Source organism: Mycobacterium sp. EPa45 (genome assembly GCF_001021385.1).
GTDB lineage: Bacteria > Actinomycetota > Actinomycetes > Mycobacteriales > Mycobacteriaceae > Mycobacterium.
This window is the reverse complement of sequence record NZ_CP011773.1, coordinates 4,313,573-4,330,323: the sequence shown is the minus strand read 5'-3', so window position 1 is coordinate 4,330,323 and position 16,751 is coordinate 4,313,573. Positions and strand designations below refer to the sequence as shown.

At 66.7% G+C, this 16,751-nt stretch carries 15 protein-coding genes; 11 read left to right on the top strand and 4 right to left on the bottom strand.

Annotated elements, in window-relative coordinates:
* Window positions 1-44 precede the first annotated feature (44 nt).
* The 4 genes from AB431_RS20680 to AB431_RS20665 are packed head-to-tail and all read left to right on the top strand — an operon-like array spanning window position 45 to window position 6,587.
* Window positions 45-4,865: an NAD-glutamate dehydrogenase gene (locus AB431_RS20680; RefSeq protein ID WP_047331508.1), complete on the top strand. Its 4,821-nt coding sequence runs from the start codon at window positions 45-47 to the stop codon at window positions 4,863-4,865.
* On the top strand, window positions 4,858-5,271 hold the full coding sequence (locus AB431_RS20675) for a thioesterase family protein (RefSeq protein ID WP_082135755.1): 414 nt from the start codon (window positions 4,858-4,860) through the stop codon (window positions 5,269-5,271). The genes AB431_RS20680 and AB431_RS20675 overlap by 8 nt, the downstream gene beginning before the upstream one ends.
* A complete protein-coding gene (locus tag AB431_RS20670) occupies window positions 5,268-5,903 on the top strand; it encodes a hypothetical protein (protein WP_047331507.1) in 636 nt (211 codons plus the stop codon). The genes AB431_RS20675 and AB431_RS20670 overlap by 4 nt, the downstream gene beginning before the upstream one ends.
* 9 nt (window positions 5,904-5,912) lie before the next feature.
* Entirely contained in the window at window positions 5,913-6,587 is a 675-nt protein-coding gene (locus AB431_RS20665; protein WP_047331506.1) for a DUF1345 domain-containing protein, read from the top strand.
* Here the strand turns inward: AB431_RS20665 and AB431_RS20660 are convergent.
* Complete coding sequence (locus AB431_RS20660) at window positions 6,584-8,140, bottom strand: alpha-amylase family glycosyl hydrolase (protein WP_047331505.1); 1,557 nt, start codon at window positions 8,138-8,140, stop codon at window positions 6,584-6,586. The genes AB431_RS20665 and AB431_RS20660 overlap by 4 nt on opposite strands.
* A 9-nt stretch (window positions 8,141-8,149) precedes the next feature.
* Window positions 8,150-8,560, bottom strand: coding sequence for a globin (locus tag AB431_RS20655; RefSeq protein WP_047331504.1), 411 nt, complete (start codon window positions 8,558-8,560; stop codon window positions 8,150-8,152).
* Window positions 8,561-8,690: 130 nt separating this feature from the next.
* Between AB431_RS20655 and AB431_RS20650 the strand changes: the two genes are divergently transcribed.
* Genes AB431_RS20650 through AB431_RS20640 form a run of 3 tightly spaced genes read left to right on the top strand, consistent with a single transcriptional unit; the run spans window position 8,691 to window position 10,040 of the window.
* Window positions 8,691-9,323: an HNH endonuclease gene (locus AB431_RS20650; RefSeq protein ID WP_047333641.1), complete on the top strand. Its 633-nt coding sequence runs from the start codon at window positions 8,691-8,693 to the stop codon at window positions 9,321-9,323.
* Window positions 9,324-9,340: 17 nt separating this feature from the next.
* Entirely contained in the window at window positions 9,341-9,577 is a 237-nt protein-coding gene (locus AB431_RS20645) for a hypothetical protein (protein ID WP_047331503.1), read from the top strand.
* On the top strand, window positions 9,564-10,040 hold the full coding sequence (locus tag AB431_RS20640) for a DUF5130 domain-containing protein (protein WP_047331502.1): 477 nt from the start codon (window positions 9,564-9,566) through the stop codon (window positions 10,038-10,040). Before AB431_RS20645 ends, AB431_RS20640 begins: the two co-directional genes overlap by 14 nt.
* A gap of 88 nt (window positions 10,041-10,128) precedes the next feature.
* Here AB431_RS20640 and AB431_RS20635 read toward each other — a convergent pair whose 3' ends face one another.
* Window positions 10,129-10,482: an HNH endonuclease gene (locus AB431_RS20635; RefSeq protein ID WP_047331501.1), complete on the bottom strand. Its 354-nt coding sequence runs from the start codon at window positions 10,480-10,482 to the stop codon at window positions 10,129-10,131.
* A gap of 23 nt (window positions 10,483-10,505) precedes the next feature.
* Window positions 10,506-13,076 (bottom strand): aminopeptidase N, encoded by a 2,571-nt coding sequence (gene pepN / locus AB431_RS20630; RefSeq protein ID WP_047331500.1) that lies wholly within the window; start codon window positions 13,074-13,076, stop codon window positions 10,506-10,508.
* Between the two features lie 193 nt (window positions 13,077-13,269).
* Between pepN and AB431_RS20625 the strand changes: the two genes are divergently transcribed.
* From AB431_RS20625 to AB431_RS20610, 4 genes are read left to right on the top strand one after another with little or no spacing between them, the layout of a single operon-like run.
* A complete protein-coding gene (locus AB431_RS20625; RefSeq protein WP_047331499.1) occupies window positions 13,270-13,878 on the top strand; it encodes a DsbA family protein in 609 nt (202 codons plus the stop codon).
* Window positions 13,879-13,936: 58 nt separating this feature from the next.
* Complete coding sequence (locus AB431_RS20620) at window positions 13,937-15,346, top strand: cytosine permease (RefSeq protein ID WP_047331498.1); 1,410 nt, start codon at window positions 13,937-13,939, stop codon at window positions 15,344-15,346.
* Window positions 15,343-15,789: a nucleoside deaminase gene (locus AB431_RS20615; protein ID WP_047331497.1), complete on the top strand. Its 447-nt coding sequence runs from the start codon at window positions 15,343-15,345 to the stop codon at window positions 15,787-15,789. Before AB431_RS20620 ends, AB431_RS20615 begins: the two co-directional genes overlap by 4 nt.
* On the top strand, window positions 15,786-16,739 hold the full coding sequence (locus tag AB431_RS20610; protein ID WP_047331496.1) for an isopenicillin N synthase family oxygenase: 954 nt from the start codon (window positions 15,786-15,788) through the stop codon (window positions 16,737-16,739). Before AB431_RS20615 ends, AB431_RS20610 begins: the two co-directional genes overlap by 4 nt.
* Window positions 16,740-16,751: the final 12 nt, after the last annotated feature.

Genomic DNA, 16,751 nt, shown 5'->3' with positions numbered 1-16,751 from the left:
CTGCGGACCAGCGTCGGTTCGCACGCTGATCAGGAGCCGCAGGTATGACGGTTGACCCCAAAGCTACCGAGTCGCTCGGCGAGGCATACCTCGCCACCTATCGCGGTCCGCACGGCGGGGCTCCTGACGACGTCGATGTCACCGACACCGGACCGCTGGTTGCCGCGGCCGCCGAACGGGCGGTACCGGCGGAGCTGATCGCCGCGCAGGAGCGGTTGGCCAGCGTCCGGCCGGTCGGGGAGACCCTCGTCGCGATCTATCCCGCCGACGATCCCGGCGGGTTCGGTCCGGCGCTGCAGATCGTCACCGACCAGGCGACCATGCTGCTGGATTCGGTCACGGTGCTGATGCATCGCCTGGGCGTCGGCTATGTCGCACTGATGAACCCGGTCTTCCGGGTCCGGCGGAGCCCAACCGGCGAACTGCTGGATGTGCGCCCATTGACCGACAGCCCGGCCGATGCCGATTCTCAGGGCATCGACGAATCCTGGATCCACATCCAGCTTTCGCCGTCGGTCAATCGCAAGGCGCTGGCCGAAGCCGAGCGGATGCTGCCGATGGCCGTTGCCGACGCCCGGCAGGTGGCGCTGGATTCCACGGCGCTCAGCGCCGCGTTGCATGATCTCGCGCGCGACCTGGACACCGATCCGGGAGACCGATTCGTCGGGCCCGACCGCAGCGATGCCGCGGACTTGTTGCGGTGGCTCTCCGACGGTCATTTCGTGCTGCTGGGTTGTCAGGACTGCGCGGTGCGCGACGGAGTCGCCACCGTCGTCGAATCGAGCCGGCTGGGGGTGGCGCGGCTGCGCACCGAGGTGCTCCCGGAGCTCACCCGCCCCGGTGACTTGCTGGTGTTGGCACAGGCCACTATGCCCAGCTTCCTGCGTTACGGCGCGTATCCGTACATCGTGGTGATCCGCGAGCACACCTCATCGGGCGATGTCGAGCACCGGTTTGTCGGACTGTTCACCGTGGCGGCGATGAGCGCCAATGTGCTTGACATCCCGCTGATCTCGCGGCGGGTACGCGAAGTGCTGGCGATGTCCCAGAGCGACCCGAGCCATCCCGGGCAGCTGATGCTCGACATCATCCAGACCATCCCGCGCTCAGAGCTGTTCTCCCTGACCGCCGAACAGCTGCTGGCGATGGCAACCGCCGTCGTCGACCTCGGCTCGCGCCGCCGTGCGCTGCTGTTTCTGCGCGCCGCCCAGCTCGGCCACTTCGTGTCGGCCCTGGTGTACCTGCCCCGCGACCGCTACACCACCGCGGTCCGGCTGGCGATGCAGGACATCCTGGTCCGCGAGTTCGGCGGCCTGAGTATCGACTACACCGCACGAGTCAGTGAATCGCCCTGGGCGGTAGTTCATTTCACGGTGCGGCTGCCAGACAGCTCGACCCGTGAGTCAATCGACGACAGCGAGGGCAATCGCACCCGCGTGCAGGGCTTGCTGACCGAGGCGCTGCGTACCTGGGGTGACCGGCTGATCGGCTCGGCACGGACCGGCGAGATCGACCTGGGGATCGCCGAACATTACGCCGAAGCGCTGCCCGAAACCTTCAAGCAAGCCGTCACCTCGACCGAGGCGATCACCGATATCGGGATCATCGAAGCGCTGCAGGAAGATTCGGTCAAGCTGCAGTTCGAGGAGGGCGATGAGGGCAACGAGGCCTACCTCACCTGGTATCTCGGCGGTTCGACCGCATCGCTGAGCCACCTGCTGCCCATGCTGCAGTGCATGGGCGTGCTGGTGCTCGAGGAGCGCCCGTTCACCGTCGTACGCCCGGACGGGCTGAAGGTCTGGATTTACCAGTTCAAGATCCGTCCCGACGCCTCGATGCCCGACGCCGCCACCCAGGACGAGTGGGACGCCACCGCGCAGCGTTTCGCCGACGCCGTCACCGCCATCTGGCAGGGACGTGCTGAGATCGACCGCTTCAACGAACTGGTGTTGCGCGCCGGCCTGACCTGGCAGCAGGTAGCCGTGTTGCGCGCGTACGCAAAGTACCTGCGGCAGGCGGCGTTTCCCTACAGCCAGTCGCACATCGAGTCGGTGCTCAACAGCAATCCGCGCACCGCGCGTTCCCTGGTCACCCTGTTCGAGGCGATGTTCGACCCCGAATCCGCCGACAAGGGACTGGACGCGCTCGCCGCGGCCGACGCAGTGGCCGCCGACATCGACGCGCTGGTCGGCCTCGACACCGACCGCGTGTTGCGGGCATTCGCGACGATGGTCCAGGCCACGTTGCGCACCAACTATTTCGTCACCAGTGCCGACTCGGCGCACGCGCAGAACGTGTTGTCGCTCAAGTTGAATCCCCAGCTCATCAACGAACTGCCACTGCCCAGGCCGAAGTTCGAAATCTTCGTGTACTCACCGCGGGTGGAAGGCGTGCATCTGCGGTTCGGCTTCGTCGCCCGCGGCGGGCTGCGCTGGTCGGATCGTCGCGAGGACTTCCGTACCGAGATCCTCGGCCTGGTCAAGGCGCAGGCCGTCAAGAACGCGGTGATCGTGCCCGTCGGCGCCAAGGGCGGGTTCGTCGTCAAGAAGCCACCCGCGCCGCTCGGTGACCCCGCAGCGGACCGGGATGCGTTCCGCCACGAGGGAATTGCCTGCTACCGGTTGTTCATCGCCGGCTTGCTGGACATCACCGACAATGTCGATCGGACCACCGGCCAGGTCGTCGCCCCACGCGGGGTAGTGCGCCGCGACGGCGACGATGCTTACCTCGTCGTCGCCGCCGACAAAGGCACCGCCACGTTCTCCGATATCGCCAACGAAGTCGCCCATGATTATGGCTTCTGGCTGGGTGACGCGTTCGCCTCCGGTGGCTCGGTCGGGTACGACCACAAAGCCATGGGCATCACCGCCAAGGGCGCCTGGGAGTCGGTCAAACGCCACTTCCGCGAGATGGGCGTGGACACCCAGAGCGAGGACTTCACCGTCGCCGGTGTCGGCGACATGAGCGGCGACGTCTTCGGCAACGGAATGCTGCTGTCCCACCACATCCGGCTCATCGCAGCCTTCGACCACCGACACATCTTCATCGATCCCAACCCGGACGCAGGACGGTCCTGGGAGGAACGGCGGCGGCTGTTCGAGCTGCCCCGGTCCAGCTGGGAGGACTACGACGCCGCCTTGATCAGCGAGGGCGGCGGGGTGTTCAGCCGGCAGCAGAAGGCGATTCCGGTGAGCCCGCAGATGCGCACGGCGCTCGGCCTGCAGGGGGACCCCGCCGAGGTCACCCCGCCCGCCCTGATGAAGGCGATCATGCAAGCCCCGGTCGACCTGTGGTTCAACGGCGGCATCGGCACCTACATCAAGGCCGAGTCGGAATCAGATGCCGACGTCGGGGACCGCGCCAACGACACCATCCGTGTGAACGGGAATCAGGTGCGCGCCAAGGTGATCGGTGAAGGCGGCAACCTCGGGGTCACGTCACTGGGCCGGATCGAGTACGACCTGTGCGGTGGCCGCATCAATACCGACGCCATGGACAACTCCGCGGGGGTGGACTGCAGCGACCACGAGGTCAACATCAAGATTCTGGTGGACTCGCTGGTCACTGCGGGCAAGGTGAGCGCCGACGAGCGCACCGGGCTGCTGGCGTCGATGACCGACGAGGTCGCGCGACTGGTCCTGACCGACAACATCGACCAGAACGACCTGATGGGCACCAGCCGCGCCAATGCCGCGTCGCTGCTCAACGTGCACGCCCGCCAGATCATCGAGCTCGAGGAGCGGCGCGGGCTCAACCGCGAGCTCGAGGCGCTGCCGTCTCCCAAGGAGATCCACCGCCGCCAAGAGGTCGGGATCGGGCTGACCTCCCCGGAGTTGGCGACCCTGATGGCCCACGTGAAGCTGGCCCTCAAGGAGGACGTGCTGGCCAGCGACCTGCCCGATCAGGAAGTGTTCGCCTCGCGGCTGCCTCGATACTTTCCGAGCCAGCTGCGCGACCATTTCGCCACCGATATCCGCGGCCACCAGCTCCGCCGTGAGATCACGACCACGATGTTGGTCAACAACGTGGTCGACACCGGCGGAATCTCCTTCGCCTACCGCGTCACCGAAGACACCGGGGTCAGCTATGTCGACGCGGTGCGCACGTTCGTGGCCACCGACGCGATCTTCGGGATCGACAAAGTGTGGCAGCGCATCGTCGAGGCCTCCCGCACCGGCCTGCCGATCAACGTCTCGGACCGCATGACGCTGGACCTGCGCCGCCTGCTCGATCGGGCGGCACGCTGGCTGCTGAACTACCGTCCGCAACCGCTGGCCGTCGGCGCCGAGATCAACCGGTTCGCCGCCACGCTGGCCGAACTCACCCCGCAGATGTCGCAGTGGCTGCGGGGCGACGACAAGGCGATCGTGGCCAAGGAGGCCGGTGAGTTCGAGGCGCACGGCGCGCCGGCCGATCTGGCCTATACGGTGGCCACCGGGCTCTACCGATACAGCCTCCTCGACGTCATCGACATAGCCGATATCGTCGACCGCGACCCCGCCGAGGTTGCCGACACCTACTTCGCCCTGATGGACCATCTGAGCACGGACGGCCTACTGACTGCGGTCTCCGGCCTTCCCCGCGACGACCGCTGGCATTCGTTGGCCCGCTTGGCTATTCGCGACGACATCTACGGGTCGTTGCGAGCCTTGTGTTTCGACGTGCTGGCTGTCGGGGAGCCGGAGGAGACGGGGGAGGAGAAGATCGCCGAGTGGGAGCACACCAACGGATCGCGGGTCGAGCGGGCGCGTCGCACGCTGGCCGAGATCTACGCCGACGACGAACGTGATCTGGCCACGCTGTCGGTGGCGGCACGCCAGATCCGCAGCATGACCAGGACGAGTGGAACAGGGTCAAGTGGTTAACGGATTCACCACCGGCGTGCACGTGCGCTGGTCGGACATCGACATGTATCAACACATCAACCACGCCACCATGGTGACGATCCTGGAAGAGGCGCGGGTGGACTTCCTGGCCGAGCCGTTCGCCGAGGACATCACCACGATCGGCCTGCTCATCCACGAGGTGCAGGTGCTCTACAAAGGCCAACTGCGGTTGGCAGATTCACCGCTGCAGGTGACCATGTGGACCAAGCGGTTGCGCGCGGTGGACTTCACCCTCGGCTACGAGGTGCGGTCGGTGAACGCCGATCCGGACTCGCGCCCGTCGGTGATCGCGGAGACGCAGCTGGCCGCGGTGCACATCGAAGAGCAACGGTTGGTTCGGCTTTCGCCCAAGCATCGGGAGTACCTGCAGCGCTGGCAGCGATGAGCCTCACGATTCCCGATGCGGTGGTGCGCAGCGACTTGGCGGTGTTCGTCGAACACGCATTGCGCTTGGACGAGGCCGCTGTCGTGCGGTTGAAGCAGCGCGCCGACGGTCTGGTGACGGCCTGGGTGGCCACCGGATTGGACGTGCTCGCCGTGCGCGCTGTCGCCGGTGAGGTCAACCCCGGCGACTTATCCTGTGGAGCAGACGAATTGGCGCGTGGGTTACGCAATGCCGATGTGTCCGGACGGGTGAATCCCGGGTACCCGATGGACTCGGCGTGGCGCGGTGCGCTCCCCCCGGACACCGGCTTCGCCCATGTCGACGACGTGCCGGCCGCCGTGCTCACCGATTTGGCTCAGCGCGGCGCCGATGTGGCAAAGGAGCACAGCAGCGCGCATGGGCCACCCGCTTCGCTCCTGGATCAGGACGTACTCCAGGTGAGTTCGGGTGGCGCGCAAGTGGGTGTGCCGATGCGGTGCGTGTTCGCGCTCACCGCAATGGGATTCGTACCGGAGCGGCCGAGCGAGGACGAGATCGTGCGAGTGCGGCTGTCGCCGACGTGGCTGCGGATCGACGCGCGATTCGGGTCGGTGTATCGCCGACTCGGCAATCCCGCGCTGGTGCTGCGTTAGTATCCGCTTGTGACCGAAAAGGCGCACGGAAGCCTGTCGTTCTGGAAGCGCCCGGCCGCCCGCGTCGCCGTCGGGGTCGCCGTCGGCGCGGTCGTGACGGTGATTCTGTGGGGCCACAACGGAATGCTCTCGTTGCTTGGCGGGTGGACGGCGCTGGCTCTGATCTTCACTGGCTGGACGTGGCTGACGTTGTGGCCGTTCGACTTCAACGAAACCAAGCACCATGCCAGTCAGGAGCAGCCGTTGCCCTGGGTGGTCACGACCTTGGTGCTCGGCGGTGCGGCGGCCAGCTTGGTCGGTGTCTGGGTGCTGCTGGGCCGCAGTCAGGACGCTGCCGGCGGGGTCCGCCACGATTCGGGTGCGGGCTGGATGGCGGTCGGCAGTGTCGTGCTGTCCTGGCTGACGATTCACACGCTGTATTCGATCATCTACGCCAAACACTATTTCGACCCGGAGCAGCCGGGCGGAATCGACTTCAACAGCCCGCCGGGGCACAAAGACCAGCCTTGTTTCAAGGACTTCTTCTACGTCGGCTTCGCCGTCGGGATGAGCTTTGCGATCTCCGATACCAACCTGACCTCGACCCGGATGCGGGCCACCGCGCTGGGGCACGGACTGCTGTCATTCGTGTTCGGCTCGATCATCGTGGCCTCGGTGGTGAACCTGCTGGCCGCCGGCGTCTAGCCGGTCGCGATCCACGCCGCCGAATCCGGCGGCAACGTGCCGCCGAGCAATGGCGCACTGGCCGTGAGCAATTCGCCGGCCGGTAGCGCCAGCGCGGTACTACCTGTGTTCAGCACGCACAACACCCCGCCGGAGAGGAACGCCAGCGCGTCGTCGCGCAGCTGCAGCCACTCGACGTCGAACTCGGTGAAGTGGAAACTGCTGTGTCGCAGGTGCAGGATCGTCCGGAAGAACGCCAGCGTCGAATCCGGGTCGGCGAGCTGACGTTCGACCGTCCACGCCGACCATTCCGCAGGCATCGGCAGCCACGTCTGGGGACTCGACGAGAACCCGAACGGGGGCGCGTCACCCGACCACGGCATCGGGACCCGGCAGCCGTCTCGGCCGCGTTCGGTGTGCCCGGAGCGTTCCCACACCGGGTCCTGCAGAACCTCGTCGGGCAGATCGACGTTAGGCAGACCCAATTCCTCGCCGTTGTAGAGGAACATCGCTCCCGGTAGCGCCAGCATGACCATCGCCATCGCGCGGGCCCGCGCGAGCCCGGCGACGCCGTCGCCGTAGCGGGAGACCTCGCGCTCGACGTCGTGGTTGGACAGCGTCCAGGTTGGGCTGGCGTCGGCGAGGGCGGCCGCAGCCAACGCATTCTCGATTGCACCGCGGATGCTCGTCGGATCGAATTCGGCTCGCACCAAACGAAAATTGAAGCCCATGTGCAGTTCGTCGGGCCGCAGATATTTGGCGAAGTCCTCGTTGTCGAACACCCAGATCTCGCCGATGGTCACCGCGTGGGGGTAATCGTCGAGCACCGAGCGGATGCCGCGGTGGATGTCGTGCACGCCCTCGTGGTTGAACCGGGGGTCGTGGTCGTCGAGGGTGAGCATCTCGGCGTCCGGGTTCGTCATGTCCGGCAGGCCGGGCGGTTTGGCCATGCCGTGCGCGACGTCGATGCGGAAACCGTCGACCCCGCGGTCGAGCCAGAACCGCAGCGTCTTCTCCAGGTCGGAGAACACTTCGGGGTTGTCCCAGTTGAGGTCGGGTTGCTCGGCGTCGAACAGGTGCAGGTACCACTGGCCGTCGGCGACCCGGGTCCAGGCCGGCCCGCCGAACACCGACACCCAGTTGTTCGGTGGGGTAGAACCGTCCGGACCCAAACCGTCGCGGAAGATATACCGTTGTCGCTCAACACTTTCCGGTGCAGCAGCCAGCGCCGCCTGGAACCAGGTGTGTTGGGAGCTGGTGTGGTTGGGCACCAGGTCCATCGTGACGCGGATGTCGCGGGCATGCGCCTCGCTGATCAGCCGCTCCAGCGCGCCGAGGTCACCGAAGAGCGGGTCGATGTCGCGTGGGTCGGCCACGTCGTAGCCGTGGTCCGCCATCGGGGAGACCATGACCGGATTGAGCCAGATCGCGTCGACGCCGAGCAGGCTCAGATGATCGAGATGCGTGACGATGCCCTCGAGATCGCCGACGCCGTCACCGTTGCTGTCGGCGAAGGAACGGGGGTAGATCTGGTAGAAGATCGCGTTCGTCCACCACGGGACGGCTTCGGTCATCGGTGTCCTCTAGAACGGAGAATTGACCATCGACTGCGCAGCCATCTCGAGATAGGCCAGCAGCTCCCTGCGGTGCGCGTCGTCGAGCGTCTGGGAGTCGATCGAGGCTACCGCGGTGTGCATGCAACGCAGCCATGCGTCGCGCTCGATGAAGCCGATCTTGAACGGGACGTGTCGCATCCGCAGCCGGGGGTGTCCCCGTTGGTCGGAGTAGGTCCGCGGGCCGCCCCAGTACTGCTCGAGGAACATCCGCAGGCGGATTTCAGCGTCGTCGAGTTCGTCGGGCGGATAGAGCGGGAGCAGCACCTCGTCCTCGCGCACCAGTTCGTAGAAGCGGGACACGATCTTGCGGAACGTCTCGTGGCCGCCCACGGCGTCGTAGAAGGTCTGCCCATCCGCGTTGGCCTGAGTCTCGGTCACCCCACCATTGTGTACGTCTGCCCCAGATTGGGCCCACGTCACCCGATGTTCACGGATTTGACCTGCGAACACGGGACAAAATGTCGTGCGATCGCGGCGGATCCGTGGTGGACTGGTGGCCGGAGGACGCATGTCGCAGCGCAAACGGAACCGCGGTCACCGCGCCGCGGCGGGCCCGATCGGGTCCGTAGCCGGCTCCAGCCTGCACGCCGACCCTCACATAGTTGGCCCGGCCGACGGATCAGTGTGGGGACGTCGCCGGGTGTTGTTACTGAACTCAACCTACGAACCGCTGACGGCGCTCCCCATGCGCCGGGCGGTGATCATGCTGCTGTGCGGCAAGGCCGACGTGGTGCACGACGATCCCGGCGGCCCGGTGATCCATTCGGCGACCCGGGCGATCGTGGTGCCGTCGGTGATCCGGCTGCGCAGCTTCGTCCGGGTGCCCTACCGGGCGCGTATCCCGATGACGCGGGCCGCGCTGATGCACCGGGATCGCTTCCGGTGTGCGTACTGCGGCGCGAAGGCCGACACCGTCGACCACGTCGTGCCCCGCAGCCGCGGTGGTGAGCACTCCTGGGAGAACTGCGTGGCCGCCTGCGCGCCGTGCAACCACCGCAAGGCCGACAGGTTGCTGACCGAATTGGGCTGGACGTTGCGCCTGGTGCCTATGCCGCCGAAGGGCCAGCATTGGCGGCTGTTGTGCACCATCAAGGAACTCGACCCGGCTTGGGTGCGCTACCTGGGTGAGGGCGCGGCCTGACTGCTACGGTTTGCATCGTGAATGCTGCCGTCGTGCACGGGCTGTTTGTCGGCATCCCGTTGCTGCTCGTGATTCTCCTGTCTTTGTTGATCTTCCCCGGCCGGGGCAAGCATCCCAAGACGTACACATTGTCCGAGAAGTGGACGCACGCGCCGATCCTGTGGGCCTCCGACGAGGTGGTTCCCGGCGGTGGCCATCACGGCCACGGTGCGCACGAGGTGAATGTGGGAGGTGGAGCAAGTGGCAAGTGGTGAACACGGCACGGTAGCGACCGTCGATCCGGCCAACCTGCCCTACGGCTGGGCAGTGACCACCAGCGGCCGCCTGTCCGGAGTGACCGAGCCGGGTGAGCTGTCGGTGCACTACCCCTTCCCGACCAGCCAGCTGGTCGAACTGGATGACGCGCTTAAGTACGGCAGTCGGCAGTCCAAGGCCCGCTTCGCCGTCTACATCGGCGACCTCGGCGCCGACACCGCGGCCCGCGCCCGAGAAATCCTTGCCGACGTTGCGACGCCGAACAACGCGGTGCTGCTGGCGGTGTCGCCGGATCAGCGGGCCATCGAGGTGGTCTACGGCGCTGACGTGCGCAGCCGTGGCGCCGAGTCGGCGGCCCCGCTGGGGGTGTCAGCGGCCGCGTCGGCGTTCAAAGAGGGCAACCTGATCGACGGGTTGGTCAGCGCTGTCCGCGTGATGTCGGCGGCCATCTCCCGCCCGTAGCCCGCCTGTAGGCCGCCCGCTGGGATTGGGCGGCCCGGAACTCGTCGAGTGCACGTTTGTCGCTCGGAGGCGGGCAACAATGCCACCCCTAGGATCCCGCCGCCGTCATCAGCTCCGCGCGGATGCGGACGTAGCGCTCGAGGAACAGGCGTTCGTCGAGCCGCTTGCGTCGCAGCCAGCCCGTGACCTCGTCATTGCACTTGCTCGCGTTGCACGCGCCGCAGGCGGGGACGACGTTGTCGATCGTGTAGCGGCCGCCTCGCGATATCGCCATGACGCAGTCCCGTTGCAGCGGCCTGCCCGTGGCACCGCAGTAGGCGCAACCGTTCCAGGCGAGCTTGATCGCCGCCCACTGCTCATCGGTGAGGTCGTTGAGCGCCGCCTTGACGCGGCGGGTGCGTCTGCGCGCCGCGCGGGCTCGACGTGTGTTGGCCCCTGCCATGGCGTGATCATGGCAGCGCGAGGTCACCCAGCGTCGAAGGCGCGCGCTTTCAGTGAGCGTTCGACACCGGCCCGGCCCTCGAGCACCAGCCTGCGCAGCGCCGAGGGCAGCTCGCCGGCGAGGAACGTGTCCGCGGCCGCCAACGCCTCCTCGCTGATGTCCCATGACGGGTACAGGCCGACCACCACTGTCTGCGCCACTTCGCTGGACCGGCGCTCCCACACTCCCGGGATCGCCGCGAAGTACTGCTCGGTGAACGGCTGCAGCAGCGCGCTCTGGCCGATCTGAACGAACCCGCCGATGATCGCCCGCGCGGTGATGTTGGGCAGGGTGTCGTCCTCGATCACCTCGCGCCATGCCGCATTCTTGACCTCGATCTGCGGGCGCGCCGCCGACGCCGCGGCCGCGTGCCTGCGGCCGGCCGCCGTCGGATCGTTCTGTGCCTCGGCGTCGAGGAACGGCGTCTGCGGGCCGTCGCCGTCGATGTCGCCGGAGGCGGCCAGCGCGGTGACGATCCGCCACCGCAGATCGGTGTCGATCACCAGGCCGGGCAGGTTCACCTCGGCCGGCTCGTTGTCCAGCAGGGTCGCCAGCACCGCCACGTGATGCAACTGCAGCACCGACGAGCACAGCGCGTTGACGAACGCGAGCTGGTGATCGGATCCGGGCGACGATTCGCGGGCCAGATCCAGCAGCCGATCGGCGAACGCCGGCCAGCCATTCGAGCAGGCCCATGCCGGGTCGGCGTAGGAATTGAGCGCGGTCTGCGCCTGCAGCAGCAGCCGTTGCGCCACGCCGACCTCGGTCTCGGCCTGCACGCCGCTCATCACCAGGGCCACGAAGTCGCGCGCCTTGAGCTCGGCGTCGCGGGTCATCTCCCACGCCGCCGACCACACCAGCGTCCGCGGTAGCGGCTCGGAGATATCGGCGATACGGCTCAGCGCCGTCCGCAGCGAATCGTCATCGAGCCGCAGCGAACAGTAGGTCAGGTCGTCGTCGTTGACCAGTACCAGCTTGCCGCGGGAAACGCCCTGCAGTGCAGGCACTTCGGTGACCCGCCCGGAGATGTCGAGCTCCTCGCGGTGCACGCGCACCAACTTGCCCGTCGTCGGGTCGTCGTCGTAGATGCCGACCGCCAGCCGGTGCACCCGGGTCTCGCCGGCACCTGGTGCGGCTCCGCCCTGTTTGATCGCGAAGCGGGTGAACTTGCCGTCGGCGTCGACGTCGAAATCGGCGCGGACCGTGTTCAGACCGGTGGTCTTGAGCCACTGCCGGCCCCAGTCGGACAGGTCGCGGCCGGACGCCTTCTCCAACGCGCCCAACAGGTCGTCGAACGTGGCGTTGTCGAAAGCGTGCACGGCGAAGTAGTCACGCAGGCCGGCCAGGAAGTGCTCGAGCCCGACGTAGGCGACCAGCTGCTTGAGCACGCTGGCGCCCTTGGCGTAGGTGATGCCGTCGAAGTTGACCTCGACGGCGTGCAGGTCCGGGATATCGGCGGCCACCGGATGCGTGGACGGCAGCTGGTCCTGCCGGTAGGCCCACGACTTCTCCACGTTGGCGAACGTCGTCCAGGCCTGGTCGTACTCGGTGGCCTCGGCCTGGCACAGCACCGAGGCGAACGTCGCGAACGACTCGTTGAGCCACAGGTCGTCCCACCAGGTCATCGTCACCAGGTCGCCGAACCACATGTGCGCCATCTCGTGCAGCACCGTCTCGGCCCGGCGCTCATAGCTGTAGCGGGTCACCTTCGACCGGAAGACATAGTCCTCCAGGAACGTCACCGCGCCCGCGTTCTCCATGGCGCCGGCGTTGAACTCGGGGACAAACAGCTGGTCGTACTTGCCGAACGCATACGGCACCCCGAAGTTGCGGTGATAGAAGCCGAAGCCCTGCTTGGTTTCGGTGAACAGTCGCTCAGCGTCCATGTACTCCGCAAGCGAGGAACGGCAGAACAGCCCGAGGGGAATCTCGCCGTGCTCGTCGGTGTAGACGTCGTCCCAGCGCGCGTACGGACCGGCGATCAGCGCCACCAGATAGGTGCTCATCCGCGGGGTGCTGGCGAAGGTGTGCACCTTCACCTTGGCGTCCTCCTCGGCGGAGACGGTCGCGCCGTTGGAGATCACCTGCCAATGCGACGGCGCGGTGACCGTCACGTCGAAGGTCGCCTTCAGGTCGGGCTGGTCGAAACAGGCGAACATCCGCTTGGCGTCGGCCGTTTCGAACTGCGAGTACAGGTACACCTCGCCGTCGACCGGGTCGACGAAGCGGTGCAGACCCTCACCGGTGTTGGAGTACCGGCAGTCGGCGTCCACCACCAGGACGTTGGACTTCTGGAGCCCCTGCAACGGAATGCCGCTGGACTCGTCATACCCGGACACGTCGATGTCGCGGCCGTTGAGGACGGCACTGTGCACGGTGTCGGCGGCCAGGTCGATGTAGGTGTCGGCGCCGGGGAGCGCCTCGAACTCGACGGTGGTGGTGGACCGGAAGTTCGTCTCGCCGGTCGTCAGATCCAGAACGATTCGATAGTTGCCGACGGTGACCAGAGCGGCGCGCTCGATGGCCTCGTCACGGGTGAGGTTGGGTAGTGCCACGCGTTCCAACCTAACGTGACTTACCTACACGTGCGGCGCCTGGATCCAGACGAACCGCTGGTCGTGAATTGTCACCGCGCGGTTCCTGTGCGGGCAATCCCAAATTTCTGGTGTTCACGCGCCGATGCGGGAACAGTGATGTATCGGCACGAGTTGAGTTGAGAGTCTGCGTTCACCGCTGGGAGGAGCCCGTATGTCCGAGAAGTCAGTAGCCGGTTTCTGGTTCGACCCGCTGTGCCCCTGGTGTTGGATCACCTCGCGCTGGATTCTCGAGGTCGAGAAGGTCCGCGATATCGACGTCGACTTCCGGGTGATGAGCCTGGCCGTCCTCAACGAAGGCCGCGACCTGCCCGAGGAGTACCTCGAGATGATGAAGAAGGCGTGGGGTCCGGTCCGGGTCGCCATCGCCGCCGAGCAGGCCCACGGTCGCGAGGTCCTCTCGCCGCTCTACACCGCGATGGGCACCCGCATCCACAATCAGAACAACAAGGATTTCGACGTCGTCATCAAAGAGTCGCTGGCCGAGGTCGGCCTGCCCGCCGAACTCGCCGAGGCGGCCACCACCGACAAGTACGACGACGCACTGCGTAAGAGCCATCACGAGGGTATGGACGCCGTCGGCGAGGACGTCGGCACGCCGACCATCCACATCAACGGGGTGGCATTCTTCGGGCCCGTCCTCTCGAAAATTCCGCGCGGCGAGGAAGCCGGCAAGTTGTGGGACGCTTCGGTGACGTTTGCGGCCTACCCGCACTTCTGGGAGCTGAAGCGGACGAGGACCGAAGCCCCGCAATTCGACTGAGGTTTCCGGCACGTTTCCTCCGGTTGCGCGCCGGCTCGCTTGGGTCGATTTTTAGTCCATGACAGTGGCTGACCCGACCGAGCCGAGCGTGCAGAGCGATGGCACCTACCGCGACAAGCTGGTGGCGGTCGAACCCGGTGGCAATGAGTTCATCGCGCACGAGGACCGGCACGGGCAGCCACGCCAGCTGTTCTGGACGTGGACGTCACCCAACCTCGAGTTCGCGACGATCTTCGTCGGCGTGCTCGCGGTGGCCGTCTACGGCATGACCTTCTGGCAGGCCGTGGCCGGCATCGTGGTCGGCACCGGGCTCGGCGCGCTGGCCCACTACTTCTTGTCCGCCCGTGGCCCGCTGCACGGCGTTCCGCAGATGGTGTTGGGACGCTTGGCATTTGGGTTCAAAGGCAACGCCGTGCCTGCCGTCCTGATGTCGGTGACCGCCGGTGTCGGGTGGTTCGCCACGAACAGCGTCAGCGGCGCCTTCGCGTTGTCCACGCTCTTCGGAATCGGCCCCTTGCCGGCGTTGGTGATCGTCGTGCTCATTCAAACCGGGTTCGCGTTCTTCGGGCACAACCTCGTTCAGGCCTTCGAACGCTGGTCGTTCCCGGTGCTCGCGGTGATCTTCGCGGTCGCCTCGGTGGTGATCCTGACCAAGTCGCATTTCAGCGCTCCGGCGGTCGACGGCGGCGTCGGCGGGCTCGGCGGGTTTCTGTTGACGGTGGGCACCGCGTTCGGCTACGCCGCGGGCTGGACGCCCTACGCCGCGGATTACACCCGGTATCTTCCAGCGACCGTCTCGACCGCGCGCACCGGACTGTTCGCCTCGCTCGGACTGTTCCTGTCCTGCGTGATCCTCGAAATCGTCGGCGCCGCATCGGTGACCATCGGACCGGCCACCTCCGACAACCCCACCGAGGCGTTCACCAGTGAGCTGGCCTCGCCGTTGGCCAAGGCAACCCTGCTGGCCATCGCGATCGGTGCCATCGCGGCCAACTGCATCAACATCTATTCCGGCGCAATGGCTTTCGTGACCATCGGAGTCAAGCTTCCGCACCACGTCGCACGTGCGCTGGTCACGGTGTTCTTCGGCGTGGCGGGCTTCGGCATCGCGTGGTGGGCGTTGGCTGACGCGGCCGCCAGCTATGAGGCCTTCCTGTTGATCATCGCCTACTGGATCGGTCCGTGGCTGGGCGTGGTGTTCGCCGACCAATATCTGCGCAAGGGGCAATCGATCGCGGGGTTCCTCTACGATCGCGGCTACACCAACTGGGGCGGATTCGCTTCGTTCGGCCTCGGGCTGGTGGTGTCGGTGCTGTTGTTCTCCAATCAGGAGAAGTTCGTCGGCTATATCGCCAGGGAACTGCCGGAGCTCGGCGACATCACCTTCTTCGTGGGCTTCTTGATCGCCGGTGCGAGTTATCTTGTGCTATGCCGTTCGAAGATCGCCGCCGAACGCCTAGCGGTATGACGCCGGAAGCGATGCTCGACGTCGCCTATGACGAGGCTCGAAAGGGATTGGCGGAGGGCGGAATTCCGATCGGCGCCGCATTGTTCGGTGCCGACGGGGAGTTGCTGGGCAGCGGGCACAACATGCGGGTGCAGCTCGACGATCCGTCCATCCATGGCGAGACCTCGGCGTTCCGCAACGCTGGCCGCCAGACCGACTACCGCTCCACGATCATGGCCACCACGCTGTCGCCCTGCTGGTACTGCTGCGGTCTGGTCCGCCAGTTCAACATTGGGGCGCTGGTGATCGGCGACGCCCGGACCATCGTCTGGGGACACCCGGAATTGGCCGAACTCGGAGTGAAGATCACCGTGCTCGACGACGATCGCTGCTTCGACATGCTCAACCAGTTCATCGCCGACAAGCCGCACCTGTGGAACGAGGACATCGGAGTGGCGGATTGATCGCGAGCATCGACATCTCCCGCTGGTATGCCGGGGGAGCGCAGGCCGACGCCGTCGCCGCCGAGCTCGACGAGGGGCTGCAGCAGGCCGGTTTCATCCTGGTCACCGGTCACGGTATCGATCCGGACCTGGCGGCCGGCGTGCGAGCCGCCTCGCGGACGTTCTTCAGCCTGCCGGACGAAATCAAGCGCCGGTATTCGGTGCCGGTCGGCGGCCATGGCTGGATCGCTCCCGGGGCGGAAGCCAACGCCTACGCCGAGGGCACCGAGACGCCGCCGGACCTCAAGGAGAGTTACAGCCTGGGCGCCGAGACGGCCGTCGGCGATCCCGAGGTCGACCGGATCTGGTTCGCGCCCAACGTGTGGCCGGCCGAGGTGCCCGAGTTGCAGCCGCTGGTCGACGCCTACACCGCGGCCGTGCACCGGCTGGCCGACGATCTGCTGGCCCTGATGGCGCATGCGCTGGGGCTGGCTGCGAACCCGTTCGTCACCCTGGCCGACCGGCCGACCTGGACGATGAACATCAACCACTACCCACCGGTGAGCGTCGTCGGGGAGCCGGAACCCGGCCAGTTCCGCATCGGGCCGCACACCGACTTCGGCACCGTGACAATCCTGGACCGTGAGCCCGGAGCCGGTGGCCTGCAAGTCTTTTCCGAGGCCGGCGGCTGGGAAGACGCGCCGTATGATCCCGCTGCGCTGACGATCAACATCGGCGACCTCCTCGAGTACTGGAGCGGACGACGCTGGCCGTCGGGCCGGCATCGGGTGCTGCCTCCGCAGCCACACGCCCCGGAGGAGGACCTGATCTCGCTGATCTACTTCTACGAGGCCAACCACGACGCGCTCATCACCCCGCTGGAACCGCCGGTCGGCCGGGTCCCCGGGCTGTCGCCGGTGACCTCGTCGGCGTTCATCAAGGAGCGGCTGGACGCCATCACGGTGGGCTGAACCGAGCGCGCA

Excerpts from the sequence above, each read along its gene's own strand:
- AB431_RS20620 (WP_047331498.1), top strand. The coding sequence starts at position 13,937 with ATGACAGTGGCTGACCCGACCGAGCCGAGCGTGCAGAGCGATGGCACC.
- AB431_RS20650 (WP_047333641.1), top strand. The coding sequence starts at position 8,691 with ATGTCGCAGCGCAAACGGAACCGCGGTCACCGCGCCGCGGCGGGCCCG.
- AB431_RS20660 (WP_047331505.1), bottom strand. The coding sequence starts at position 8,140 with ATGACCGAAGCCGTCCCGTGGTGGACGAACGCGATCTTCTACCAGATC.
- AB431_RS20625 (WP_047331499.1), top strand. The coding sequence starts at position 13,270 with ATGTCCGAGAAGTCAGTAGCCGGTTTCTGGTTCGACCCGCTGTGCCCC.
- AB431_RS20680 (WP_047331508.1), top strand. The coding sequence starts at position 45 with ATGACGGTTGACCCCAAAGCTACCGAGTCGCTCGGCGAGGCATACCTC.
- AB431_RS20670 (WP_047331507.1), top strand. The coding sequence starts at position 5,268 with ATGAGCCTCACGATTCCCGATGCGGTGGTGCGCAGCGACTTGGCGGTG.
- AB431_RS20615 (WP_047331497.1), top strand. The coding sequence starts at position 15,343 with ATGACGCCGGAAGCGATGCTCGACGTCGCCTATGACGAGGCTCGAAAG.
- AB431_RS20635 (WP_047331501.1), bottom strand. The coding sequence starts at position 10,482 with ATGGCAGGGGCCAACACACGTCGAGCCCGCGCGGCGCGCAGACGCACC.